General features: G+C 34.8%; 23 protein-coding genes and 1 tRNA gene. 15 read left to right on the top strand and 9 right to left on the bottom strand.

The features are described from left to right. The first annotated feature begins 3 nt into the window (after positions 1-3). The 4 genes from JOE44_RS07885 to JOE44_RS07870 all read left to right on the top strand — a co-directional run bounded on the left by JOE44_RS07885 (position 4) and on the right by JOE44_RS07870 (position 2,226). Positions 4-609, top strand: a complete 606-nt coding sequence (locus tag JOE44_RS07885; protein ID WP_209785104.1) for a CDP-alcohol phosphatidyltransferase family protein — start codon at positions 4-6, stop codon at positions 607-609. A gap of 127 nt (positions 610-736) precedes the next feature. After that, positions 737-1,339, top strand: coding sequence for a DUF2911 domain-containing protein (locus JOE44_RS07880; RefSeq protein WP_105683501.1), 603 nt, complete (start codon positions 737-739; stop codon positions 1,337-1,339). Positions 1,340-1,342: 3 nt separating this feature from the next. After that, positions 1,343-1,870, top strand: coding sequence for a GNAT family N-acetyltransferase (locus JOE44_RS07875; RefSeq protein WP_209785103.1), 528 nt, complete (start codon positions 1,343-1,345; stop codon positions 1,868-1,870). Next, on the top strand, positions 1,867-2,226 hold the full coding sequence (locus tag JOE44_RS07870; protein ID WP_105683499.1) for a cupin domain-containing protein: 360 nt from the start codon (positions 1,867-1,869) through the stop codon (positions 2,224-2,226). The genes JOE44_RS07875 and JOE44_RS07870 overlap by 4 nt, the downstream gene beginning before the upstream one ends. A gap of 63 nt (positions 2,227-2,289) precedes the next feature. On the opposite strand, the gene JOE44_RS07865 is transcribed toward JOE44_RS07870, so the two are convergent. Together JOE44_RS07865 and JOE44_RS07860 are read right to left on the bottom strand one after the other, a co-directional pair. Further along, positions 2,290-3,045 carry a LytTR family DNA-binding domain-containing protein gene (locus tag JOE44_RS07865; protein ID WP_209785102.1) on the bottom strand — a complete coding sequence of 252 codons (756 nt, stop codon included), beginning with the start codon at positions 3,043-3,045 and terminating at the stop codon, positions 2,290-2,292. Further along, positions 3,042-5,921 (bottom strand): sensor histidine kinase, encoded by a 2,880-nt coding sequence (locus JOE44_RS07860; protein WP_209785101.1) that lies wholly within the window; start codon positions 5,919-5,921, stop codon positions 3,042-3,044. The genes JOE44_RS07865 and JOE44_RS07860 overlap by 4 nt, the downstream gene beginning before the upstream one ends. Positions 5,922-6,147: 226 nt before the next feature. Here JOE44_RS07860 and JOE44_RS07855 point away from each other — a divergent pair, with 226 nt between their 5' ends. After that, positions 6,148-7,026 (top strand): T9SS type A sorting domain-containing protein, encoded by an 879-nt coding sequence (locus JOE44_RS07855; RefSeq protein WP_209785100.1) that lies wholly within the window; start codon positions 6,148-6,150, stop codon positions 7,024-7,026. A 181-nt stretch (positions 7,027-7,207) separates the two neighbouring features. Then, the gene (locus JOE44_RS07850) at positions 7,208-7,588 is read left to right on the top strand and encodes a PEGA domain-containing protein (RefSeq protein ID WP_209785099.1); all 381 of its coding nucleotides are present in this window, start codon (positions 7,208-7,210) and stop codon (positions 7,586-7,588) included. Positions 7,589-7,943: 355 nt separating this feature from the next. Here JOE44_RS07850 and JOE44_RS07845 read toward each other — a convergent pair whose 3' ends face one another. The 3 genes from JOE44_RS07845 to JOE44_RS07835 all read right to left on the bottom strand — a co-directional run bounded on the left by JOE44_RS07845 (position 7,944) and on the right by JOE44_RS07835 (position 9,932). Beyond that, positions 7,944-8,687: a dienelactone hydrolase family protein gene (locus JOE44_RS07845; protein ID WP_209785098.1), complete on the bottom strand. Its 744-nt coding sequence runs from the start codon at positions 8,685-8,687 to the stop codon at positions 7,944-7,946. A 66-nt stretch (positions 8,688-8,753) separates the two neighbouring features. Further along, complete coding sequence (locus tag JOE44_RS07840; protein ID WP_209785097.1) at positions 8,754-9,365, bottom strand: HAD family phosphatase; 612 nt, start codon at positions 9,363-9,365, stop codon at positions 8,754-8,756. 135 nt (positions 9,366-9,500) lie between these two features. Then, on the bottom strand, positions 9,501-9,932 hold the full coding sequence (locus JOE44_RS07835) for a type I restriction enzyme HsdR N-terminal domain-containing protein (RefSeq protein WP_209785096.1): 432 nt from the start codon (positions 9,930-9,932) through the stop codon (positions 9,501-9,503). Between the two features lie 7 nt (positions 9,933-9,939). On the opposite strand from JOE44_RS07835, the gene holA reads away from it, so the two are divergent. The 3 genes from holA (at position 9,940) to JOE44_RS07820 (ending at position 13,674) form a co-directional block, all read left to right on the top strand. Further along, on the top strand, positions 9,940-10,977 hold the full coding sequence (gene holA, locus JOE44_RS07830) for a DNA polymerase III subunit delta (RefSeq protein ID WP_209785095.1): 1,038 nt from the start codon (positions 9,940-9,942) through the stop codon (positions 10,975-10,977). A gap of 263 nt (positions 10,978-11,240) precedes the next feature. Beyond that, a complete protein-coding gene (gene trxB / locus JOE44_RS07825) occupies positions 11,241-12,182 on the top strand; it encodes a thioredoxin-disulfide reductase (protein ID WP_209785094.1) in 942 nt (313 codons plus the stop codon). A gap of 1,114 nt (positions 12,183-13,296) precedes the next feature. Then, entirely contained in the window at positions 13,297-13,674 is a 378-nt protein-coding gene (locus JOE44_RS07820) for a VOC family protein (RefSeq protein ID WP_209785093.1), read from the top strand. Between the two features lie 383 nt (positions 13,675-14,057). Here JOE44_RS07820 and JOE44_RS07815 read toward each other — a convergent pair whose 3' ends face one another. Continuing rightward, the gene (locus JOE44_RS07815; RefSeq protein ID WP_209785092.1) at positions 14,058-14,909 is read right to left on the bottom strand and encodes a hypothetical protein; all 852 of its coding nucleotides are present in this window, start codon (positions 14,907-14,909) and stop codon (positions 14,058-14,060) included. A 446-nt stretch (positions 14,910-15,355) separates the two neighbouring features. Here JOE44_RS07815 and JOE44_RS07810 point away from each other — a divergent pair, with 446 nt between their 5' ends. Then, a complete protein-coding gene (locus JOE44_RS07810) occupies positions 15,356-15,568 on the top strand; it encodes a glyceraldehyde-3-phosphate dehydrogenase (protein ID WP_209785091.1) in 213 nt (70 codons plus the stop codon). 69 nt (positions 15,569-15,637) lie between these two features. Here the strand turns inward: JOE44_RS07810 and JOE44_RS07805 are convergent, their stop codons facing one another. Continuing rightward, positions 15,638-16,000 carry a helix-turn-helix transcriptional regulator gene (locus JOE44_RS07805; protein ID WP_348635051.1) on the bottom strand — a complete coding sequence of 121 codons (363 nt, stop codon included), beginning with the start codon at positions 15,998-16,000 and terminating at the stop codon, positions 15,638-15,640. A 201-nt stretch (positions 16,001-16,201) separates the two neighbouring features. Here JOE44_RS07805 and JOE44_RS07800 point away from each other — a divergent pair, with 201 nt between their 5' ends. The 4 genes from JOE44_RS07800 (at position 16,202) to JOE44_RS07785 (ending at position 20,342) form a co-directional block, all read left to right on the top strand. Beyond that, positions 16,202-17,245 (top strand): nucleoid-associated protein, encoded by a 1,044-nt coding sequence (locus tag JOE44_RS07800; protein WP_209785089.1) that lies wholly within the window; start codon positions 16,202-16,204, stop codon positions 17,243-17,245. Between the two features lie 6 nt (positions 17,246-17,251). Beyond that, positions 17,252-18,457: a hypothetical protein gene (locus JOE44_RS07795; protein WP_209785088.1), complete on the top strand. Its 1,206-nt coding sequence runs from the start codon at positions 17,252-17,254 to the stop codon at positions 18,455-18,457. A 131-nt stretch (positions 18,458-18,588) separates the two neighbouring features. Then, positions 18,589-18,676, top strand: a tRNA-Ser gene (locus JOE44_RS07790). A gap of 292 nt (positions 18,677-18,968) precedes the next feature. Beyond that, a complete protein-coding gene (locus JOE44_RS07785) occupies positions 18,969-20,342 on the top strand; it encodes a site-specific integrase (RefSeq protein ID WP_209785087.1) in 1,374 nt (457 codons plus the stop codon). Positions 20,343-20,393: 51 nt separating this feature from the next. Here JOE44_RS07785 and JOE44_RS07780 read toward each other — a convergent pair whose 3' ends face one another. Both JOE44_RS07780 and JOE44_RS07775 read right to left on the bottom strand, forming a co-directional pair. Further along, on the bottom strand, positions 20,394-20,696 hold the full coding sequence (locus JOE44_RS07780; RefSeq protein WP_209785086.1) for a hypothetical protein: 303 nt from the start codon (positions 20,694-20,696) through the stop codon (positions 20,394-20,396). After that, positions 20,683-20,955 (bottom strand): DNA-binding protein, encoded by a 273-nt coding sequence (locus JOE44_RS07775; protein ID WP_209785085.1) that lies wholly within the window; start codon positions 20,953-20,955, stop codon positions 20,683-20,685. The genes JOE44_RS07780 and JOE44_RS07775 overlap by 14 nt, the downstream gene beginning before the upstream one ends. 399 nt (positions 20,956-21,354) lie before the next feature. Here JOE44_RS07775 and cas9 point away from each other — a divergent pair, with 399 nt between their 5' ends. After that, positions 21,355-25,674 (top strand): type II CRISPR RNA-guided endonuclease Cas9, encoded by a 4,320-nt coding sequence (gene cas9, locus JOE44_RS07770; protein ID WP_209785084.1) that lies wholly within the window; start codon positions 21,355-21,357, stop codon positions 25,672-25,674. Positions 25,675-25,676: the final 2 nt, after the last annotated feature.

Raw genomic sequence — 25,676 nt, 5'->3', positions numbered from 1 at the left:
TTTATGACATCAAAAATTCCGATTATTTTAATTTTCTCAAGACTTATCATTGGGTTTGTTATTATTTCTTTAAGCCTTATTAAAGTAGAGTTTTATCAGACAATCGCTGTTGTTCTTTTATCTTTAGGATTATTAACCGATATTTTTGATGGAATTATCGCCAGACATCTTAATATTTCAACACAAAAACTCAGACGTCTGGATTCTACTGTTGATCAGATTTTTTTCATCTCAGTAGGCGTTGCCGCTTATATACAATGCCCTGATTTTTTCAAAACCAATGCTTATAAAATCATAATTCTTGCAGGTGCTGAAATCCTGATTTATCTGGTAAGCTTTTTAAGATTCCGAAAAGAAGTAGCCACACACTCTATTGGAGCCAAGATCTGGACCTTATTACTTTTTGGAACACTGATTCAGGTTATTTTACAATGCCAGTCCATTGTTTTATTTAACCTTTGTTTCTGGGTTGGGCTCCTTACGAGAGCAGAAATTATAGCGATTCTTTTACTGCTGAAAACATGGACCAATGATGTTCCTTCCGTTTATCATGCCATACTGCTTAGAAAGGGGAAAACGATTAAGAAAAATAAATTGTTCAACAGTTAATCATTTACTTTTTACAAGAATTTGATTAAAAACATCTTCATAGAAAAATATCGGTAAAACAAAAATTAACGAAGTTTGTGAAAGCTATTTTGTTTTGATTTTTGTAATTTTAAGCAAAAATTTACACGTGAAAAATTTAATAATAGCAGTTTGCATTTCAGTTTCAGCATTCAGTTTTGCTCAGGATTATTCTGTGCCGGCAGCAAGTCCGCGTCAGAAGGTTGAGCAGCAGTTTTCAATGTCTAAGATCTCTATCGACTATGGAAGACCGGGAGTGAAAGGGCGTAAGATTTTCGGAGAATTGGTTCCTTATGGCCAGGTTTGGAGAGCAGGAGCTAACTCATCAACAAAAATTACTTTCGGACAAGCCGTTAACTTCGGTGGAAAAACAGTACCTGCAGGAACCTACGGATTATTCATCGTTCCTACAGAAAAAGAATGGAAAGTAATCCTGAATAAAGACTTCCAGCAATGGGGTGCTTATACTTATGATCCTAAACAGGATGTAGTAGATGTTACTGTACCCGTTAATAAATTGACAGACAAACAGGAGTGGTTTGAAATTACCCTGAATCCTACAGACGAAAATACAGGAAACTTAGTCATCAAATGGGATATGGCTCAGGCAGAGGTACCGTTGAAGCCATCAAAATTAGATACAGTGATCAAGATTTCTGACAAACTGAAAGAAATCAAGAAAATAGAATCAGATTCTTCTAAAAAGAGTTAAACAATGAATTTTTCTGTTCAGCCTGTTTTAGAGAATGAAGAATTTCAATTAATCCCCTTACAGCAAGGGGATTTTGAATCTTTATATGAAGTAGCTTCCGATCCTAAAGTTTGGGAACAACATCCGAACAAAGATCGTTATAAGAGAGAAGTTTTTGAAAACTTTTTTACAGGAGCTATGGAGAGTAGAGGAGCTTTCAAAATTATGGAGAAAGCTACCGGAAATGTATTAGGAAGCAGCCGTTATTATGACTTTGATGAAGAGGATAATCATATTTTCATCGGATATACTTTCTATGGAACAAACTCCTGGGGAAAAGGGATCAATCCTCAGGTTAAGAAGCTGATGCTGGATTATATTTTTCAGTTCGTAGACAAAGTTCATTTCCATATTGGAAAAGAGAACTTCCGTTCACAGACTGCTTTGGAAAGACTTGGAGGACAAAAAATTGCTGAAGAAGAAGTAGCGTATTTCGCAGAACCTTCAAGAACCAATTTTGTTTATGAAATTAAAAAAGATGACTGGGCATGAAGAAATATAAAATCCAACAATCTCCATTTGTAGTTCCCACTACAGATGGGAAGCTGATTGAAGAGCATTGGGGAAATTCTACCGGAAATTCGAATGTTTCCATCGCTCATATGGTAGCACCTCCGGATTGGAGCGAGCCTCATCAGACTCCTGAATTTGATGAATTCACTTATATCATTTCAGGGAAAAAGCAATTTGAAATTGATGGCGAAATTGTTGTTTTGGAAAAAGGACACAGTATTCTTATTGAAAAAGGAGCGAGGATCCGTTACAGCAACCCATTTTCAGAACCTTGTGAATACCTTGCGATCTGCCTGCCTGCTTTCTCTATGGAGTTGGTAAACAGGGAAGAATAAGGAATAAATAAAATGAAAACATAAAAAGGCAAATTGGCGAATCAGCGAATTTGCCTTTTTCTATTATTTTATTCTCTTAATAATCCGGAGAAACTCATCTTTTTTCCTCTGCGATACCTGTAATGAAGTTTCATCGCTCATAATAATATAGCCACCGCGTCCTCTGATGTATTTTTCAACATGCTGAAGATTGATGAGGTGCTGATGATGAATACGGACAAAGCCTTGCTCTTTCAATGCTTCTTCAAAATAGGCTAATGTATGGGAGATCATCATTTTCTTTCCTCCTTTGAAAAAAATAGAAGTATAATTGTCATCAGCCTGAAGACGTACAATATCAATGGTGTGAACATATACGAGGCCTTCCAGGGTTGGCAGCGCAATTTTGCTCGGTTCTACAGGACTTTTAATGTGATGAAGCAAAGCAGATAACTGCTGGATTTTGTTTTTATCTTCTAAAAGTCTGGCAACCCTGTTTACGGTAATGATCAGTTCGTGGATCACAATAGGTTTCAACAGATAATCTACTGCATGATGTTTAAAGGCCTGCACAGCATACTGATCATAAGCGGTCACAAATACAGTGTAAAAATTACGGTCTGATATCTTTTCAAATAACTTAAATCCGTTTTCAACAGGCATGTTGACATCCAGAAATACCAGTTCCGGAGACATTTCCCTGATAACTTCCACTGCTCCGTTCACTGAACCGGCTTCCCCGATGAGTTCAACGTCCGGACAATATTTGGATAGAAAACGAAGAAGAGTTTCGCGTGATTCCTGTTCATCATCTACAACGATAGACTTTATTCTGCTCATAGAAAAGGAGTGTTTTTAATGGTTATTTTTACAATAGTTCCCTGAACATCCGGGTTTATACTCTTTTTATCCGTGATCTCTGTAGAAATGGATGTTCCATACAGTTCGTTAATTGCGGAAATTCTGCCGGCAGTAATCTTCAGTCCCATGGATTTATAATCGTCCGGTCTGCTGTCAAATTCACGAGCTTTTTCAAATCCCACACCGTTGTCTTCCACAATGCATATGATGGAATCTTCACTTCTGCTGCAGGAAATTTGCAGAATTCCTCCTGTTTTTAAATGTCTCAACCCATGGCTGATGGAATTTTCAGTATAGGTTTGAAGAAGCATAGTCGGAATTTTTAACTGCTCCAATCCTGGTTCCACAGATATTTCATACGTGAAATGATTCTTAAAACGCATCTGTTCCAGTTCGATATACGTTTTCAGCATAGCCATTTCTTTCTCAATAGTGTTCCAGTGTTCTTTGGAGTGGGTAAGGGTTTTGCGGATCAGGTCTGAAAAGGCTGCCATATAATAATTGGCATTCAATTCATCCTCTTTACCATAATAATTCTGAATAGCATTCAACACATTGAAGATAAAATGGGGATTGATCTGAGCACGGAGAGCCTGCATTTCCAGTTCAGCAATCATCTTTTTTCTTTCGGTTTTTTCAGCTTCCTTTTTACGGATAATATTGATGCGGTGCCTGTATATCACAATAATTAAAATCAGAAGCAGCAGGAATATTCCGCCCATAAACCAAAGTTCTTCCCAAAATGGTGGTTTTACAGCAATAGCCAGTACGGCAGGTGTTTTATTCCAGCTATTATTTTTTCCGGAAGCCCAGACGTTGAGCTGATAGTTTCCAGGTTTTAAAGCTCCCAGATTTAGTGTACTTTCTTCTGTAATTACGGTGTCATTTTCTGCTCCGGACAGAAGATATTTATACTTAATGTCTTTCTCATCCAGATAAGAAATGGCGGTGTAGGAGATCTGAGCATTATTCTGGTTATATTTCAGGCTGATCTTTTTGGGGTAGTACACAATGCTGTCTTTAAACGATGCTTTAAGGAAATACACTTTGTAAGGCTGGCTTTTGCTGACATAATCCTGATTGATCACAATAATACCATTGGATGTAGCGAGAAAAGCTTTTCCTTCTCCAAAGGTAATATTATTGATCATGTGGCTCGGAACTCCGTCAGCTGCCGAAAAATGATAAATAGAGTAGTGCATACGGTCATCGAAAGTAACTCTGGATAACCCTTTGTCTGTATTGATCCATAATCTTTCCTTTTCGTCTATATAAGCTTTTTCACAAATATTACTGATGAGTCCATTTGTAGTATTCAGCTTTATTACTTTTTGGCCATCCCTAATAAAAATACCATCAGAATGAGTACTGATGACAAGTCTGCCTTTCAGAAAATTCAGTGAGGTGATGCGGTTTTTGCCTAAAGAATGATCCTGAATAAATTTTTTTAAAGATTGATTATAATAAAATAACCCCTGTATTGTACCTAGCCAATACACACCCTTTACATCGATAGCCGTTGCCGGAGCTGCAATGGAAATCTTCAGTTCAGGCAACTGACTGAATTTTCCTTCTTTTAGATCATAAAGAAGATGATTTCTCGGTTTGGTTTCAGTCTGGCTTAGAAGGATGGTATTATTTCTGATGGCAGCCGATTTCTGAGAATATTCAAGAAGTTTTGTGTATTGATTTCCGTTTAGGCTGCATTGATATAAGCCTCTGTCTGTTCCGGCTAAGAAAATATGATCATCAATAGGTAAGATATACCGGAGTCTGTTCCATTGTCCGTCACCCAGCGTATATAATGGTTTGAAGCTGTTTTTTTCTCTTATCATAACAGCACTGTTGTTATATCCTGCCAGAAGTTTTCCTCCAGGCAGGTATTTTACTATTAAAACATTATTATCAATAAGTCCGTCTGCTGTAGTATACACTAGAGTCTTATTGGTGGGCTGCATATAAACACCCTCATTGGTAGGATACCAGCTATTGCCTTGTTTATCTATAAAACTGCTATAGCTTACAATGCCTTTCATGGCAATATACCGTGGATTTTGATTCGTACTCCTATAAGGATCATATTCCAGAATTCCGCTTGTGGTACAGATCCATATCTTATCATTTTTGCCTATTGTAACATCAAGGATATTACTGGGCATTTCGATTCTTTTGACAACAGCTTTATTTTCTTTGATTACAATATCATACAGAACATTAACGTTTTTTACATACATATGATCCTTGAAGTAAAAATAGGGTCTTACTGCTTTTTCCTTAAAGGTATAAATGAGAGTTGATCCCGGATGATTTTTCCTTATGATACTTTTGGTAGAAATATAATATTCATTCCCTTGGTCAAAAAAATGCATGTATGGAGATTGTGCTGTACTGTCTTGGGGATTGGAAATGTTGTTTTTACCTATACTATATTTTTTCTGCTGATCAGCGTAGGGGCTCCATCTTTGAGCAATATCATAAAAGCCGATTTTCCTTTTTTCCATGAGGCGGCATAGCTTGTCATTCTGTGCAGAATACACTTTTCCATTATATATATAGGTAGGGCTTCCGTTATAGGTGCTTACCCATAATCGCTGCCATTCATCTTCCCATGCCTGAAAAGTTTCATTATCCGGAAGTCCGTGATTGCTGGTGATAGTCTCAAAATGATGCCCGTCAAACCTTGAAATTCCCCAGCTGGTACAGAACCAGATAAACCCTTTACTGTCCTGATACACTGAATATACTGTATTGCTGGGTAATCCGTCACTTAAGCTATAGTGCCGGAGCTGTGGCTTCTGACTGTACATCAGCAGGCTATGAAACAGCAGGAATAATATGAGAAGGTAATGATGCATAGTTTTCAGGCTAATATAGAAAATTCCCCAGAATGAGAAATGCTTCCAAATATCATATTTACAGCTTTTTTACGCATTCAAAATGACAAAATACTCGCCTGTGTTTTTATCCTGCTCACTTACTCATTGGTTCTTTTTTTTTCCTTAAAAAAGAGACAACTTGTACCTGTTTATCGGAAGCAGCGTCCCGAAATAACAAAGAACGCTATTACCAAAATATTACTTTATGAAAAAAACTTTAACAACGATCTTTAGATCATCAGAATCATTTTTAAGAGGAAGAAAAGCAGGTTTTCTTCTTGTAGCTGCTGTATTTTGCAGTACAGTTTTAAGTGCTCAGTTTGTTCCCGTTGACCCCTCAGGTACAACAGTAAGTGTAAAGAGAGAGGACCAATCCCCGGTCCCATTACCAAATGCTCCAGGATATGTTCCCTCTTCGGTATCATTGCAGTTTAAGACAGGTTCAATAGTAGAAACAAAGGGTTTTCCAGAAGGTCAGATTACTACTCAAAATTTTTTACTTCCGGATGTCTTTACGACCGTAGGAAGCCCACCTGTAATACGTACTTTTAAAGTATCTTTTCCTAATCCGGGTCTTACAAGCCGTTATTATCCAATCCCAATGGCAATTGGAGGAGCTACAACCATTATTCCGGGATGCTGGACACCTGAGATGGATCGTGGATTATTTCATGATATTGGCTCAAATAGCAGTTATGGATATGGAGTAACTCTTACCCGTACTACTTCTACAACATATCTTCTTCAATGTACTAAATTTCTCTGCTACATATGTGATACCAACCCATGTACTCCTATAACTTCAACTTTTAGTAAAACTTCAGCTGGGCAGAACAAAGCGAAACTTTATCCCAACCCAAGCAGCGGATTTTCAGAACTTGAGTATACCGCTTCAGGAAGAGAGACCATTACGGTAATGGTAACTGATATTGCAGGTAAAACATTATATGGATATAAGACAGATATAGAATCAGGGGTTAATAAACTGCCGATAGATCTTCAAAAAGGATTATCAGGAACTTATTATGTCAACTGGCGCTCCAGTAATGGAAATGCAGGGTCATTACCCATTATAAAAAAATAAATAGGTACTGGTAAAAACTAATATTGATGAAAGAGCGCACTGAGGTGCGCTTTTGTGATTTATTATCCTGTAATCCTTATGGTTACTATGTTTTGTGAGATATTTGCATCCATTGATAGCGTTTGTTTTTGAATTATTTTGTAAGTTCGCGGACTTAAAAAAAATGAACTAATTAAAATCTATGAAAAACAAATTATCAATTGTATTAATGCTGGGGATTGCCCTTTCTACCACTTCATGTGCAACCATTTTTACAGGAACCCAGGATTCAATAGCTTTTTCTTCAAATCCTGAAGGGGCAAAAGTGTTTCACAAAGGAATAGAAAAATGTACAACACCTTGTACAACTAAAATCCCAAGAGCTTTGGGTAAGCAGATGGTTACCTTTGAAAAAGAAGGCTTTGAGAAGAAAGAAGTTAAGCTTACCAAAAACTTTAATGCTGTCACTTTACTGAATATTATTCTCGGAGGAGCAATAGGAGTGGGAATTGATGCTGCTACAGGCTCTCTGACCAAATATTCCCCAAAGAAATATGATGTTGAGCTGCAAGCTAAACCATAATTAATTCTGATAAAAAATTGAAAAGCAAATTTACGAATTCGTAAATTTGCTTTTTTTATTACAATAAATGAATGGTTACACAAGTTTGTCCTCACTGTAAAAAAAAAAGCTTTTACATGGTACATTGATGATGAAAATTCAGGGATAACAGTTTGGGGTTGTTATCAGTGTCATTATAAAGCTGAAGAAAATGAAAAAGATGAATGCATTTGTGATCGTTGTGGTCATCAGACAAAGACCAAACTGAGAGATCAGGACAAAGAATATTGGTGGTGTTTTACCTGTAAGGAAATTATAAAATAAAAGGCAAATCCGCAGTTCAGTGGATTTGCCTTTTTTATTTTGGGTAGTAATTCTATTTCAGTATTTCTTTCAGGAACATCAAAGTATGATTCCATGCTCTTTTAGCCATTGTTGCATTATAATCCGGAGATTTCGGATCTGTAAACGTATGTTTGGAATGGGCATACGTAATAATCTGCCAGTCGGCATTTCCATCGTTCATTTCTTTGATGAGGTTATTGTAATCATCCGGAGTCACACTTTTATCATCAGCCGGATTCTCAACCAGAATTTTTGCAGTTAAGGGTTCATTTTTTCTGCTTTGATCTCTCGTGAGGCTTCCGTGGATAGAAACAACTCCCGCTACAGGCAGATGTCCTCTTGCAGATTCCAACGCACCTGTACCTCCAAAACAATAACCGATAACCGCTATTTTATCAGAAATGGCTCCGTTTTTCTTGAGTTGTTCTAATGCCAGTGAAATTCTTTTCTGGTACTCCTGGTAATTCTGTTTATAATACCCTGAGCTCTTTGCCGCAGATTCATTGTCGGCAGGAATTTTTCCTTCTCCGTAAATGTCAGCGATAAAGACAATGTAGCCTTGTTTTTCAAGCTCCGCAGCTGCTGTTTTAGCTTCTTCATCAATACCTTTCCAGGCGGGAAGAATCAGTACACCCGGAAGTTTTTTTCCTGCATTGGACGTAATGAGACCATTCAGTTTCTGTGAACCATCCTGATAAGAAACCGTTTTAAGTTTCTGACTGAAAAAGGTTCCCGAGGTGATCATCATGGTGGTTAATAAGATGGAACGTATCATAATTAATTGTTTGTGAGTTAGAAATTGATAAAAGCAGTATTAAAATTAAGAAAATATTTAAAACGACTAAACCTCAACTCCAAATTTCTTCAATTCCTTTGCTAAGTCTGTCTCCGGGAAAACCTGAATCGTAATAAATCCCAGTGATTTTGCCATTTCAATATTCTTCGTATTATCATCTATGAAAACAGATTCCTCTGCTTTGATGTTGTATCTTTCCAGCAATACATGCCAGATTTTAGGGTCAGGTTTGATCAGTTTTTCTGTTCCGGATACTACAATTTTACCTTCGAAGATCTGGAAGAAATCATAATTTTCTAATGCATACGGGAAGGTTTCTTCAGACCAGTTGGTCAGTCCGAATAAATGATAATCCGTATTTTTAAGCTTTCGGAGCACCTCTACATTCTGTGGAATATCGCTTTTCAGCATCACAGTCCAGTTGTCATAGAAAGCGCGGATCTCTTTTTCCCATTCCGGGAATTTTTTCACCTGAATTTCTGTTCCTTCAGCAAGGCTTCTTCCTCTGTCCTGTTCTACATTCCATTCATCCTGAGCGATGTTTTCAAGGAAGTATTCCATTTTTTCATTATCATTAAAATACGCTTTGAAATAATATCTGGGATTCCAGTCCATGAGTACCCCTCCGAAATCGAATATGATATTTTTTATTTTCATAATAATTAATATAGTTGTGAAGTAGTATTTTTGTGAACCACCCCGTCAAAAATTCTTTGAATTTTCGCCACCCCTCCAAAGGATGGGAATTGTTTACCGTTCCAATCAATATTGATAAACGGAAATGATTTTGTGCTATTCAGGTCTGTAAAACTGATACTGTCCGTCTTTATAGTAAGCATTGATATGCTGAAGTCCGTTGGTCAGGATGATTTCCCGGGCTCCGATAATGGAATTGTATCTGGCTGTCTGTTCAAAAGTCTTTTCTGTTAATTTAATCTGAGGAGCTTTACATTCAATCAGAATTACAGGTTCTGTTTTTTCTGTAATCAGGAGATCAATTCTTTTGGTAAGACCGTTCAGCACAATCTTTTTTTCGGTAATCAGGGCAGAGGTGGAGTAGGATTTTACGGTAAGGTAATAGTGTATCCAGTGCTGTCTGACCCATTCCTCAGGAGTGAGCAGAAGATAAGTTTTACGAACCAAATCATAAATAAAAAACTTATCTTTGTCTTTCTTGAATTTAAAATCAAAAGTTTCCTGAAAATTCAGTTTTGGAAGTTCCATTAGTAAGATGAAAGAATTAGATTTAATCCTCAAAAATATTAAAAATAAAGAAGTTTTACCTATTTATTTTTTCCACGGAGAAGAAGCTTACTTTATTGATGTTGCGGTAAAAGCCCTTGAGCACAACTTTTTGGAAGAAGATGAAAAAGCTTTCAACCAAACGGTTACCTACGGAAAAGATACGTCCTATCAGGAAGTTCTTTCCCTGGCGAGACAGTTTCCGATGATGGGTGATAAGCAGGTGATTATTGTAAAAGAAGCACAGGATTTAAGATTCAATGAAGAGGAAAACAGAATTCTGGAATCTTATGTAGAAAATCCGGTGCCTTCTACAGTACTGGTTTTTGCGCATAAACATAAGAAACTTGACAGCAGAAAAAAAGCAGCGAAAGCCCTGGACAAAGCCAAAGCTCTTTTCCTGAGTGAATCTGTAAAGGAAAATAATCTTCCTAAATGGATCTCAGATGAATGTATAAAGCTGTCTATCAAAACGGCTCCCAATATTTCTCATCTTCTGGCAGAATACTTAGGGAACGACCTTTCAAGAATTGCTAATGAACTAAACAAGTTAAAGATCATTCTTAAAGAAGGAGAGATTCTTGACGGATCGATCGTTGAAAACCATATCGGGATCAGTAAAGAATATAATATTTTTGAACTTCAGAAGGCTTTGGGAACTAAAAATGCCAATGCAGCCTTTAAAATTGCCCATTTTATGGGAAAAAATCCGAAGAATAATCCTTTTGTCATGATGCTGGCAAGCCTGTACAATTATTTTTCAAACGTTATCATCTATCAGACTATGGCAGGGCAGTCTCCACAAACGATTGCTTCACAAATGGGAGTGAACCCTTATTTTATTAAAGACTATGCAGAAAGTGCAAGACTTTATCCTTTAAAACATGCTACAAGGGTTATTTCTATTCTTCGCGAATTTGATATGAAAGGAAAAGGACTTGGAGCAGTGAATATGGGTGATGCGGAACTGATCAGAGAATTGGTATATAAAATTATCAATGTAGATAAGATTAAGATGAAAGTGTAAACGGTATGCGTGGTAAGGAGTTACGTGATACGTGGTGATGAAATGATTCTTTGATGCTTGATGCGGGTTATGAAAACAGAAATTTTTAATCTTTGCATCAAACCCCATAACTTGAATCCCGAATCCCGAACCCAAAAACACTTCTATCGAAATTCAACATATCAGATATTGACAAGTATCATTAAAATAACTTTAAGGAGAAATTAAAAATTCCGAAATTAGCAGTCTTAATTCAAATTAAATCTTTTCGAATAAAGTAAATTATGGAGCAAAACATTTTAGATTGTGTGATCGTTGGATCCGGGCCTTCTGGCTTCACCGCTGCTATCTATGCAGCAAGAGCAGACTTGAAACCTGAATTGTATACAGGTCTGGAGCCGGGCGGACAATTAACAACCACTACAGAAGTTGATAACTTCCCAGGGTATCCAGCCGGGATTACAGGTCCTGAAATGATGATGGATCTGCAAAAACAGGCAGAAAGATTTGAAACCAAAGTTCACTACGAAATGATCACTAAAGCTGAATTCTCTAAGGAAGTAGGCGGTGTTCACAAATTATATGCAGGAAACAAAGAAATCCTTGCTAAAACAGTTATTATCTCTACAGGCGCTACAGCAAAATATTTAGGTCTTGATGATGAGAAAAAATATGCAGGAGGTGGTGTTTCGGCTTGTGCTACCTGTGACGGATTCTTCTACAGAGGAAAAGATGTAGTGGTAGTAGGAGCGGGAGATACTGCGGCTGAAGAGGCTACTTATCTTGCGAAATTATGTAAGAAAGTAACCCTGTTGGTAAGAAAAGACGTTTTCAGAGCTTCAAAAGCAATGGTTCACAGAGTAGAAAGCACTCCGAATATTGAAGTGAAATTCCACCACGAGCTAATTGGGATTGAAGGAGAAAACAGTTTGGTAGAAAGAGCTGTGATCATCAATAACCAGACTCAGGAGAAATCTACAGTGGATGTTGAAGGGATCTTTATTGCGATTGGTCACAAACCGAATACAGATATCTTCGTAGGTCAGGTAGATCTTGATGAGAACGGATATATTCTTACTGAAAAAGGTTCTACAAGAACAAATCTTCCGGGAGTATTTGCTGCTGGTGACGTTCAGGATCATATCTACAGACAGGCTATTACCGCTGCAGGAAGCGGATGTATGGCTGCAATGGATGCAGAAAAATATTTAGCTGAATTACACTAATCGTATTCAGTATATACAATACAAAGCGTGCCTTATGGGTGCGCTTTTTTGTTTTTCAAATGCATCTTTAATTTGTTGGGTAATCGCAAAGGCGCAAAGATTTTTCTACTTTATGTAAATTTTTTAAGGCGCAAAAAAATCGAAGATTTTCAGCAAAGAGTATACGTTATCAATTTTATCGGAGATAAAATCTTTGCGCCTTATAACAGTCTTTTTTAATACTACTTGCGTCTTTGCGTTTCTCCAACAGTATTTTTTGTTGGATAATCGCAAAGGCGCAAAGATTTTTCTACTTTATGTAAATTTTTTAAGGCGCAAAAAAATCGAAGATTTTCAGCAAAGAGTATACGTTATCAATTTTATCGGAGATAAAATCTTTGCGCCTTATAACAGCTTTTTTAAGATTACTTGCGTCTTTGCGTTTTCCAACAGTATTTTTTGTTGGGTAATCGCAAAGGCGCAAAGGTTTTTCTGCTTTATATATAGTTTTAAGGCGCAAGAAAATCGAAGATTTCCAGCAAAGAGTATACGTTATCAATTTTATCGGAGATAAAATCTTTGCGCCTTATAACAGCTTTTTTAAGATTACTTGCGTCTTTGCGTTTTCCAACAGTATTTTTTGTTGGATAATCGCAAAGACGCAAAGGTTTTTCTACTATATGTAAATTTTTTAAGGCGCAAAAAAAATGAAGATTTTCAGCAAAGAGTATACGTTATCAATTTTATCGGAGATAAAATCTTTGCGCCTTATAACAGGGTTTTTTAATATTACTTGCGTCTTTGCGTTTCTCCAACAGTATTTTTTGTTGGGTAATCGCAAAGGCGCAAAGGTTTTTCTACTTTATGTAATTTTTTTAAGGCGCAGGAAAATCGAAGATTTTCAGCAAAGAGTATATGTTATCAATTTCATCGGAGATAAAATCTTTGCGCCTTATAGCAGGCTTTTTTAATATTACTTGCGCCTTTGCATTTTTCAACAAAAATATTTCTTCATATCAAATATCCAATAAGAAATTCGTGAAATAGATAATCAAAACATTAATATATTTGTGAAACTGCAAAACAAATTAAATTTACATCAGAAAACTATAGACTGAACAAAAACAAATAAAAAATGAAAAGAGTAACTGCTATCGGAGGAATCTTCTTTAAGTGCAAAGATCCGGAACAAGTAAATGAATGGTACAAAACCCACCTTGGATTACCAACCAGCCCTTACGGAGCGAAATTCGACTGGAAGGACGCAGAGTCCGGGAAAGAAGGATATACGCTGTGGAGCCCTTTTAAAGAGTCGACTCAGTATTTTGAACCTTCTGCCAAAGAATTTATGATCAATTACCATGTAGAAAATATTGAAGCATTGGTAGAAGAACTGAAAAAAGAAGGGGTAACGGTATTGGATGAGATTGCTGCCTATGAATACGGAAAGTTTGTGCACATCCTGGATCCTGAAGGCAATAAGATTGAATTATTCGAGCCAGCAGGAAAGTAATGTGTGTTTGTAAATACATTTGTTCTCATTTGTCATTTTGAAAGAATCTAAACAATCTTTTTTGTCTTTTAATAAAAAGTAACAATATAGATTCCTACGGAATGACACCATAACAATGCAGGTTTTATGTATAAAAAATGATCATTTTGCGGAATGCTGAATGGAATAAGATTGAATTATTCGAGCCGGCAGGAGAGTAGCTGTTATTTTTCCAGGGAACTTTTGAAAAACCCGTATTACCAACTACATAACAACTGAAGACGTAATTATTCCCCTCCCTCGGAGGGGTGGCGAAAATTCAGAGAATTTTTGACGGGGTGGTTTTCTCAGCAAATCATAAAAAACGGTTCTAAAGAAAACCGTTTTTTATGATATTATTCTGTCTAATCCAGAATATAGATTTTCTTCTCCTTAAGATTGAATCCCAGTTTTTTCCCCAGCCAGTTGATGCTTGTTTTACCTTCATAAATAAGACCGTCTACAAAAAAGACCTTAGGCTTTTCAACCGTAGCAAAAGGGGTAGAAATAGAGCCGATATCACTTTTATAAAACTTGGTCGTCAGATCAGGGTTGAATTCACTTTTCTTTTCCACCACATTCAGGCCTTCTTTTTTGATATCCATCGTATTCATCAGGCGTTCACTCAGCCAGAAAGAATCTTTGCCGGCACCGGAATCCAGAAGAACGTTAATCTTATATTTATTGTTCAGAAGCACATAGGTTGTAATATCCATCGACTGGTCTGCATTGGTAGAAAGCTGGATATCCATCACTTTCTTGCCATTCAGTTTTTCTTTGGGAAAGATAAGCTCGTTGGTAGTATAGTCTATGATAAACTCTGTATCATAAAGCATTGGAAGGGAAATTAAACCGTCAATTCCTTTCATCTCCATATCATGCGTGGAGTACCAGGTATCTTTGAATTTTTTACCATTAAAAATAATCTCTTTTGATTTGAAAAGAGGAATGGTCATTTTCTCACCGGTTGCCCGAAAAGCGGTTAAATAGTTATACGTTTCTTTGGGTTCCAGACCTTTGGAAAAGTTTCCCAGGAAAAGATTGATTCCTCCACCCGTATCAAAAATAAAATTTCCCTTTTTGCCATCTATTTCAGCACCTACTACCAGATGGCCGGAAGGAAGAACAGAAAAAGGCATTTTTTGGGAAAAAGCCATAGAGGTAATGGCTAATGAAGCGGTAATAACCGATTTTTTAATAAAGGGTTGAATAAGCATCTGATAATAGTAGTATTAGTTTTTATTATGGTATTGAAACCTTACAAATATAATACAATCTGATGACTGACGGGGTATATACCCTTTGAAAGGGTCTGGAGGGACTTGCTCAAGGGGCTCAAGGGACTTGTATAACCCTCTGCAGGGTGTCCATGTACGGTCTCCAGCCACTTCGGAAGGGGTGCTGCCCCCTTAGTGAAGGGGCTATACCCCCTTGGGTAAGGGGGTAAAGGGGGTTGGTGAACGGTCTCCCGACCCTTATTGAAGTGGCTTTAGGGGCTTTAGAAGGGGGTAAATGGATGGTTTTGATAATAGCATATGAAAAATGGCTTCCACTGAAAGGCATTATAATAACCAGTTTGTATCTGTCAGTTTGTCTATCTTGCTGAAAATATCTTCATACTTAAAGTAAAATTCCTACATTTAATTCCTAATCAAAACAGTATATGGAAACCAAAGTTATCAAAATCACACATGTTACAGGAACTTATATTATTGAGGCTGCTCATGGAAAACTTAATGATCTGAAAACCCAGCTGGACAAATGCCTGAACGATGAGCAGGGAGCTATTGTAGTAAAGGGAGAAGATGGTGATCAGTTTGTATATCCTTCCGGTCTTTTAAAAAATAGCTACATTGCAATTGTAGACCGTGAATAGGAGATTTTTACAGGTATAAAATAAAAACGGCTTCTATTGAAAGCCGTTTTGTTTTTTATGTAGAGGAGATTATCCCTTTTTTAATTTTTCATTTTCTTCTTTTAAAGCCTTAATCTGCTCTTTCAGAAGATTAATGTATTCCTGCTGGTTTTCTAATAAATACTCTGGAATATTACAGTATTGATTGTAATTAATACTTGAATTATCATTTAGAGTAGGCTTGTCATTGTGTTGTATTTGAGATGTTTTCTCTTCTTTGATATCTTCTACAGGAACTTCCAAAGCTTTAGCCAGTTTTTCCCATTCGTCATCAAATATTCTGACATCTCCATTTTCTTTTCTGCTATAGTTGGAGACATCGGTGGCAAGAAGATCAGCAATCTGCTGCTGAGTATAGCCTTTCTGCTTTCTTAAAGTTCTTAGTTTTTCCATTGTCATAGGATACCTGTGTTTTTACAAATGTAGTGAAAAATATAACTTGCTTTACATTGAAAGTATACTGATATAAGATATATCATTCTTATATCAATAAATTTTTACTTGTTATTTTTATGGTTTTCCGTAATTGTGGAATAATATAATTTGTTAATTTTATATTAATTAACCAATATTTTTAAAATAATAACCACAGAAATGTCAAAAATAAAAGAAAAAGGTCATAATGTTAACTTAACAAATATTGTAATTCATAAGATCAATAAAATAGCAGGAGACCGAAAATCAACCCTAAAGTTAGCAAATCAAGAAATAAAAGTTGGGCTACCAGAAAGAAGATTTATAGCAGATATTAGAGAATCATTTAGTAGAAGATCAATTCCTTCACATGGTGTTTTCGAAGATGCAGTTTCATATAATGGATTTCAAAAAGCATTAATTGATTATAAAAATAATGAGATTGATTTTATGAAATTTTCCATTGACTCAATGGAATATTATAAGAGAACAATAGAAACATCAGCCCCGGCTACAGGAGGATTTTTAATATTTGCAGATTATGAAATTACAGATAATAATGAACGATATTTATTAGTTTTTTCAATAGATAATAAACAAGGATATAATTTAAGTGAGATAGCTTTAGTAATTCAAGAAATTCAAAATTTAGAATTGAGTAAGATGGATTTGGCTGCTATTATTAATATTTCTAGATGGGAACAATCAAAAGATCCTAGTAATGGAATTAAGACATACTTAATATTTATCAGAGGAAAAAAACAAATCTCTGACTATTTTCAAAATTTTATTGGATGTGAAGATAAAACTACAGCAACTGAATCTTCTACTAGATTTATGAATGCAGTAAATCAGTATGTTGTAGAAAAGGGTGTTTCGGAAAAAGAAGCAAGAGAGTTAAAAAGCAAAATATTAGATTATTGTCAGGATTGTAATAAATCTAGAAAAGAAATCTTACTTTCTCATATATCTTTTCTATTTGATGCAGATAATCCTTATGACTTCTCCGAATATGCAACTCATGAAAACTTTGGAAATAGTGAAATAATAAAATATGATAGTAAAATACTAAGAAGCTTAAAGTTTATTGACTATCAAAGTACTGATCTAACTCTGAAATTTAATAAAAAGTTGCTAGGAGCTTCTATTAAAATTAATAAGGATAAAACAACTATTACAATTTCAAATCTTCCAGACGAATTAAAGTCTCAATTTCCAACTTAATAGTTTATGGATAATAAATTACAAGAATTTTTAATTCTAAATGGAAACATATCACAAATAAATTCAGACAGTTTTGTATATGAATTAGAAATTGAAGATAAAGATGTTATACTTATAAAAGATTTATATGATGATTTTATAGAAACAATAAAAACTGGTGATGGTAAAATTATAAATATTGAAGATTTTGATAAATTTTTGAAAAAAAAAATATTTATAGAATTCGTTACTGCTGAGATTAGGAGGATAGGATTTTATATTTCATTTAATGATTTTATACTCCATAATCGCTATCAAATGCCAAAAGATGATTTTTATATATTTGACCTTACTTATTCAAGTATTAATCGTTCTAGGAATGAGCAGATTGAAAAATATGAAGTTACAGTATTATTAATTGATATACTAACAAATAAATCTAAATTTACTTCAGAAGATAATGGTAAAACTGTTTTTTTATTACAAGAAAATTCAGTCATTGAAATTCCAATTGAAAATATTGTTTATGAAGAATATTTAGATATTCAAAATATACATCTACTAAAACAATATGTTCGAGATATTGATTCTTATAAAGAAAAAAACACAATATATTTAAAGCAATTAATTGATTTTTTAAAGAATAAATCTAAAATTGATAGGTTCAAAGAGCTGTTGTTATATTTTGAAGAATTCTATGAGAAATGTAATGTTGCGTTTGAGTATTATTTGTCAAATTTTTCTGTTAATAAGATTCAACTTGAATTGGATAATTCTGTATTGGAGTATTCAAAAAATATTCGTTCAATTATTAATGACTCGCAATCAAAATTAATTGCAATTCCCGCAGCATTTATTCTTGGTGTAACTCAAATAGATTACACGAAGCCATTTTTATTGAAGAATTTTTTAATTATTTTTTCTACTTTCATTTTTTCTTATATAATTTCAATCTTCATAAAAAACCAAAAAAATGCAATAGATATAATTTCTGATAATCTGAATAATTATAAAATTAATTATAAGCACTCTAAGTCTACAGAATTCGAAAGTGAAAAAGAATTAGAAAAATTATCTAGTCTGATTAATAATTCTTATAAAAAAACAGAAGATGAGCTATTGGAACAAGAGAACAGATTAAGTATTCTTCAGATTTGTAACTGGGGAATATCAATTGCACTTGCCCTGTCAGTAATAATAAGTTTCTTAGTTAGTAATTGTAAAAAGATTTAATCAAAAAATAATTCCCCTGATTCCTAGTCTATTATTAAGTTTTGTTAAAATTTGTGTGGGAAAAGTTTTGCAGAAATTAAAAATCGTTCTATATTTGCACCACTGAAAACAACGGTATAGCCGGAGTTTAGGGAGAGTTGGCAGAGTGGTCGATTGCGGCAGTCTTGAAAACTGTTGACTGTAACAGGTCCGGGGGTTCGAATCCCTCACTCTCCGCCAGATGCGAAGACGTAAGTTTTCAAAAAGCATCAAAAAATATTTAAATCCTGCAAAATCAATGATTTGCAGGATTTTTTTATTTATAGCAATTGCTGTAATTTTCAAAAATACTCCAAAAGTTTATGGCAATTGTGTGGCAATTTTTAAATTGATTGAAAATTGCCATAGAAAGCAGACTCAAAAAGCTGTAAAAACGCATTTAAATAATGTGTAATGAACATGTTGCAGATCTAAACATCTTGATTCGAGGAACTTTTAGTTTGACATTTATAACCTTAAAAAATGTTGAATTATGTTAGTAGAACAAAGCTATGGGCTCACTTTCTTTTTAAAGAGCTCAAAAAATGAAAAGATCCGCCATATTTATGTGCGGATAACTGTAGATGGCATTCCTAAAGAAACCTCTACGAAAAGAAAATGGTATCCCAACCGATGGGATCAGAAAGAAGGCAAAGCTGTGGGAACGAAAGAAGATGCAAAGATTATTAACCTTTTCCTAGTATCTTTAATGAGTAAGATTAACAGCCACAGAACTGAACTTATGAATAATGGTATTCCCATTACCTCTATTGATCTTATAAACTTCATAAACGGAAAATATAAACCTAGAAATAAGGTACTTGAAGAATTTCAGGAACATAATGATGAGATGGGTAAATTGGTAGAGACCGGAGAATATGCCAAAGGATCACATGACCGTTATATCACTGCAAGGTCCCATGTTCAAGAATTTATCAAGTATCAATATAATAAACAAGACATAGAGTTTAGAGCACTGAACTACGAGTTTGTAAAGGATTATGATCTGTACTTAAAAACAGTAAGGAAATGTTCTAACAATACTTCATTGAAGTATATTAGCAATTTTAAGAAAATAGTGCTGAGAGCTGTTGCAAAAGAGATCATTCCTAAAGATCCGTTTAAGCTATTTATTGGAAAGAAAACCAAAGTTAAAAAGAAGCCGCTGACAAAAGCTGAACTAAAACGAATTGAAGAAAAAGAATTTAGCTCAGAAAGGTTGTCAGTAGTACGGGACATTTTTGTTTTTCAGTGTTACACAGGATTGTCCTATATAGATGCTTTCCAACTCAAATGGGAAGATATTAAGGAGGCTAATGATGGAAGTTCCTGGATTATGTCTAGCAGGCAAAAATCAAAATCTGAGACCGATATCCCACTTCTGTCTAAAGCGCTGGAAATTATATCGAAATATAAAGATAATCCATTATGCATAAAAAGAGGCTCCGTACTGCCTGGTCGCTCAAACCAGAAAATGAATGAATATCTAAAGGAGATAGCGGTTTTATGTAATGTTAATGCAATACTTAACACTCATAAAGCACGACGTACCTTTGCCAGTACGGTTACTTTAAACAACGGTGTATCAATACACGTTGTTAAAGAAATGCTAGGTCATCATTCAGTGAAACAGACAGAGGATTATGCAATCACTGAACAGGAATCAATTGCTAGAGAAATGAAAGATCTTGAAGCCAAGCTAAGAGGTAACAATAATTTCAATAGGGGGCTGGTTAAACTTCTCGAACAGCTCGAAAAAGAATTCCATGATTTAAAAAACACTCAGAACGCTTATTCAGAGATTTCTCTTGCTGAGAAATGTAATGCTTTTGAAAATATGCTCATTAGGGCAAAGGCTATTATTTAATAGAAACAATCCCCTCAATGCATAAAGTTTTGAGGGGATTGTTTTTCTGTCTCAGCTTTTCTGTATAGACAGAATTTCTACTGTGCTGCGATAATCTGGATGATAAGATGGAATGTACTTAATGTATCCAAACTGCTGAAGTTGCTTAAAATATTTATGATAACTGGCTATTGTAGTAATATGTGAAAACTCCATAAGCTTTCTCCTGCTCACTCTGATAATCCATTTTTCATTTTGCTTGCAAGCAAGGCGGGCAATTGCAGTTAACAAAGCAATATGCCAAACATTCAATTTTGGATCACTTTGAATTTCATCAAGGAAATCAAACCAGTGCTGTATATTATTCCTTTCCATAATCAAATAGATGTTGAAGGTCTTCACAGTTGTAATAATACGAGCCCAATAATTTCTTGAATCTAATTTTGCCAGTGATCCTGAGATTTTGTAATGTCGAAGCAGAAATATTTAGTTTTCTGCGAATTACCTTACTCCGCATCCAGCCAAATTCTTCATCCTCTCTTGAATTAGCTGGCTTAGATTTTAGTAGGTTCTCAATATCCGAAACTATTAGGTTTCTCAATGCTGTTAAATCATTTTTCGTTATTGTATCCATATTTATAAATTTTGATTTAATTCAAAATTTAAACTTTAGACTTACAGATATCCTAAATGAGGAAGTAACAGGCACATTTTTTCTTTGTATTTCTTATTGCCTGTGCAGGAAATTTGGAAAAGGAGTTTTAAGTAGTCATGAAAGAACAATTCTCGAACCATTTTGTTGAGGATTTAAATAAGCTTAAAGGGTTGATGTATTAAAGATGATAATTCTAATAAAAATGCCCCGAAGGTAGTCGAGGCGCTAAATGTTTTCACAACGGAATAATCCTTATTGTGAATTGCTTTCAAAATTATTAATACAAATATAAAAGAAAAAAAATAACTGTATTTATGGGAATCCATAATTTGAATATTTTTTTTATTACTATTTTTATGTGGTATCAAATTAATAGCGATGAAAAATATACTTGGACTGGACCTGGGAACAAATTCTATTGGGTGGGCTTTGGTAAAACAGGATTTTAAAAACAAACAAGGTGAAATTCTTGGAATGGGAACCAGGATAATTCCGATGTCTCAAGATATTTTGGGCGATTTTGGTAAAGGGAATTCTGTTTCGCAAACTGCGGAACGTACAAAATACAGAAGTGCAAGAAGATTACGTGAACGATTTCTTCTACGAAGGGAGAGGCTTCACAGGGTTTTAAATATTTTGAATTTCCTTCCAGAACACTATGCTTCACAGATTGATTTTGAAAAACGATTTGGGAAGTTCAAAGTTGAAACTGAACCAAAATTGGCCTGGAAAAATATTGAAGGACAGTTTTCATTTCTGTTCCAAAACTCTTTCAACGAGATGCTTGAAGATTTTAAAGCGAACGCACAGGATTTAAGAATACCGTACGACTGGACGATTTATTATCTTCGTAAAAAGGCACTTTCTCAAAAAATTGAAAAAGAGGAGTTGGTCTGGATCCTTTTGAATTTTAACCAAAAACGTGGATATTATCAATTGCGTGGGGAAGAAGAGGAAGAGAATCCTAATAAACTTGTTGAGCTTTATTCTTTAAAAGTTGTGGATGTTTTTGTAGATGAGCCGCAAAAAGGCAAATCAGATATTTGGTATTCTTTGGTTTTAGAAAATGGATGGATTTACAGAAGAGCAAGCAAAATATCCTTGTTCGATTGGAAAGATAAAACAAGAGATTTTATTGTAACAACTGATTTGAACGATGATGGAAGTGTTAAAACAGACAAAGACGGAAATGAAAAAAGAAGTTTCCGGGCACCGGGTGAGAACGATTGGACTTTGGTAAAAAAGAAAACCGAGCAGGAAATCGAGCAGTCTCATAAAACCGTTGGAATGTATATATATGAAACGCTTCTTGCTAATCCTAAACAAAAAATCAAAGGAAAACTAGTTCGTACGATTGAAAGAAAATTTTACAAAGAAGAGCTTAGACAGATATTAGAGAAACAAAAGGAGTTTCATCAGGAATTACAAAATGATGACTTATATAATGATTGCATTCGTGAGTTGTACAGAAACAATGAAGCTCACCAACTGACTTTAAGCAAAAAAGATTTTGTACATCTTTTTATAGAGGATATTGTTTTCTACCAAAGACCGTTGAGAAGCCAGAAGTCTTCTATTTCCAACTGTACTTTGGAGTTTAGAAAATACAAAGATGAAAATGGAGCAGAACATACGCAATATTTAAAAGCCATTCCAAAATCGAATCCATATTATCAGGAATTTCGTCTTTGGCAATGGATTTTTAATCTTAACTATAAAAAAGATAATGATGAAAACGTTATCAAAGAGTTTTTAACCACTACCCAAGATGTCGAAAATCTGTTTGAGTTTTTAAATAACAGAAAAGAAATTGATCAAAAAGCTTTATTGAAACATTTTAAGCTCAGTGAGAAAACACATCGCTGGAATTTTGTAGAGGATAAAAAATACCCCTGCAATGAAACAAAGACGATGATTGCAACTCGATTGGAGAAAGTAGAGAATATTTCCGATGATTTTCTGACGAGGGAGATCGAACAAAAGATTTGGCATATTATCTACTCTGTGAATGATAAAATAGAATACGAAAAAGCCTTAAAATCCTTTGCGTTAAAACATCATCTTGACGAAAATTCTTTTTTCGAGGCTTTCAGAAAATTTCCACCATTCAAAAGCGAATATGGTTCCTTTTCGGAAAAGGCAATTAAGAAATTGTTGCCCTTAATGCGATTGGGTAAGTATTGGGATTATGCCAATATTGATCAGTTTTCAAAAGACAGGATTCAGAAAATCATTAATGGAGAATATGATGAAAATATAAAAGATAGGGTTAGAGAAAAGGCGGTCCATCTTACGAGTGAAAATGATTTCCAGGGTTTACAATTGTGGCTGGCTCAATATATTGTATATGGAAGACATTCGGAAGCATCAATAACAGGGAAATGGAATTCAGCTGATGACTTGGAAGAATTTTTGAAAGATTTTAAACACCACTCGCTTCGCAATCCAATTGTAGAGCAGGTCATCACAGAAACTTTACGTGTTGTAAAAGATATTTGGCTAAAATATGGAAAAGGAGCAAAAGACTTCTTCAATGAAATTCATATAGAGTTGGGAAGGGAAATGAAACTTCCAGCTGACGATAGAAAGAAACTCACGAACCAGATTACTGAAAACGAAAATACGAATCTCCGCATTAAAGCTCTATTAGCTGAAATGATGAATGATCATGGTGTAGAAAATGTTCGACCGTTTTCGCCCCAGCAACAAGAAATTCTGAAAATTTATGAGGACGGTGTTTTAAATTCAGGCATTGAAATTGAAGATGAATATTTAAAAATAAGCAAAACGGCGCAACCTTCTCCTTCAGATTTAAAACGGTATAAACTTTGGCTGGAACAGAAATACAAATCGCCTTATACCGGGCAAATTATTCCACTAAATAAATTGTTTACACCAGAATATGAAATTGAACACATTATTCCACAAAGCCGATACTTTGATGACAGTTTTAGTAATAAAATTATTTGTGAATCGGCGGTTAACAAACTGAAGGATAATTATATCGGATTTGGATTTATTAAACAGTTTGGAGGAACTATTATTGAACTTGGTTTCGGTAAAAGCGTAAAGGTTTTTGATATTGACGAATACGAAGATTTTGTCAAGAAGCACTACGCCAATAACCGAAGTAAAAGAAATAAACTTCTCTTAGAAGATATTCCTGAAAAAATGATTGAACGTCAGATCAATGATACTCGTTATATCAGTAAATATATTTCCGGTATACTTTCTAATATTGTTCGCTTAGAAGATGGTTCGGATGAAGGAATAAATTCTAAAAACATTGTTCCCGGAAATGGAAAAATTACCACCCAATTGAAAAAAGACTGGGGGTTGAATGATGTTTGGAATGACTTGATTTTACCCCGTTTTAAAAGAATGAATCAGCTGACCAATTCGACAGATTTTATCGCCTGGAACGAAAATTTTCAAAAGTTTTTGCCGACTGTTCCAATTGAATATTCCAAAGGTTTTTCTAAAAAAAGAATCGACCATCGTCATCATGCTCTAGACGCTTTGGTAATTGCTTGTGCTACAAAGGACCACGTAAATTTATTAAATAATCAATCTGCAAAATCGGAAACCAAACGCTACGATTTGAAAAAGAAATTAATGAAGTTTGAAAGAGTTGTTTATCTCCATACGCAAACAGGGGAGAAAATCGAAAGAGAAGTGGCAAAACAATTTTTAAAACCTTGGGAAAATTTTACTGTAGATGTTAAGCATAATTTGGACACGGTTATTGTAAGTTTTAAGCAAAACCTTAGGGTCATTAATAAAGCTACGAATTACTACGAAAAATATGTAGAGAAAGATGGTGCAAGAAATAAGGCAAGAGTAGAGCAAAAGGGGATAAATTGGGCGATTAGAAAACCAATGCATAAAGATACTGTTTCCGGTAAAGTAAATTTACCTTGGGTAAAAGTTCCAAAAGGAAAAATTTTAACAGCAACGAGGAAAAGCCTTGATGCTTCATTCGATTTAAAATCAATAGGCTCCATTACTGATACAGGGATTCAGAAAATTCTCAAAAATTATTTAATTCTTAAAGACGGAAGCCCTGAATTGGCTTTTTCACCCGAAGGAATTGAAGATTTGAATAAAAGTATTGAGAAGTACAATGATGGTAAACCTCATCAACCCATCAATAAAGTAAGGGTTTTTGAACTGGGTAGTAAATTTCAGATAGGACAAGCCGGGAATAAAAAAGATAAATACGTAGAAGCCGCAAAAGGAACCAATTTGTTTTTTGCAGTGCACGAAGATAAAAACGGCAAGAGAAGCTATGAAACCCTTCCTTTGAATGAGGTGATTGAAAGGCAAAAGCAAGGTTTACCTGTGGTTGATTTAAGAAGTACAAATGATTTCTATTTATGCCCGAATGATTTGGTTTATATTCTATCTGATGATGAGCGGGGTAATATGACAAATAACGATTTTGAAAGCCTTTCTGACGAACAAGTTAAAAGGGTATATAAATTTGTTAGTTGTACAGGAGGTGAGGGGCATTTTATTCCTTACGCAAATGCGACAGAAATAATAAAAAATGAAAATGGTACAAATAGTAAAAGTGAGAGAATGCAGAATTTCTATGATGGTAGTTGTATGTATGATAAAAACGGCAAGCCCATTATGATAAAAGAAAACTGTGTAAAACTTAAAGTCGACCGTTTAGGTAACATTTCAAAGATATAATT

Source organism: Chryseobacterium sp. PvR013 (genome assembly GCF_017833095.1).
In the GTDB taxonomy this organism is placed as follows: domain Bacteria; phylum Bacteroidota; class Bacteroidia; order Flavobacteriales; family Weeksellaceae; genus Chryseobacterium; species Chryseobacterium culicis_A.
The sequence above is the reverse complement of the archived record's forward strand: the minus strand, read 5'-3'. Positions and strand labels throughout refer to the sequence as shown.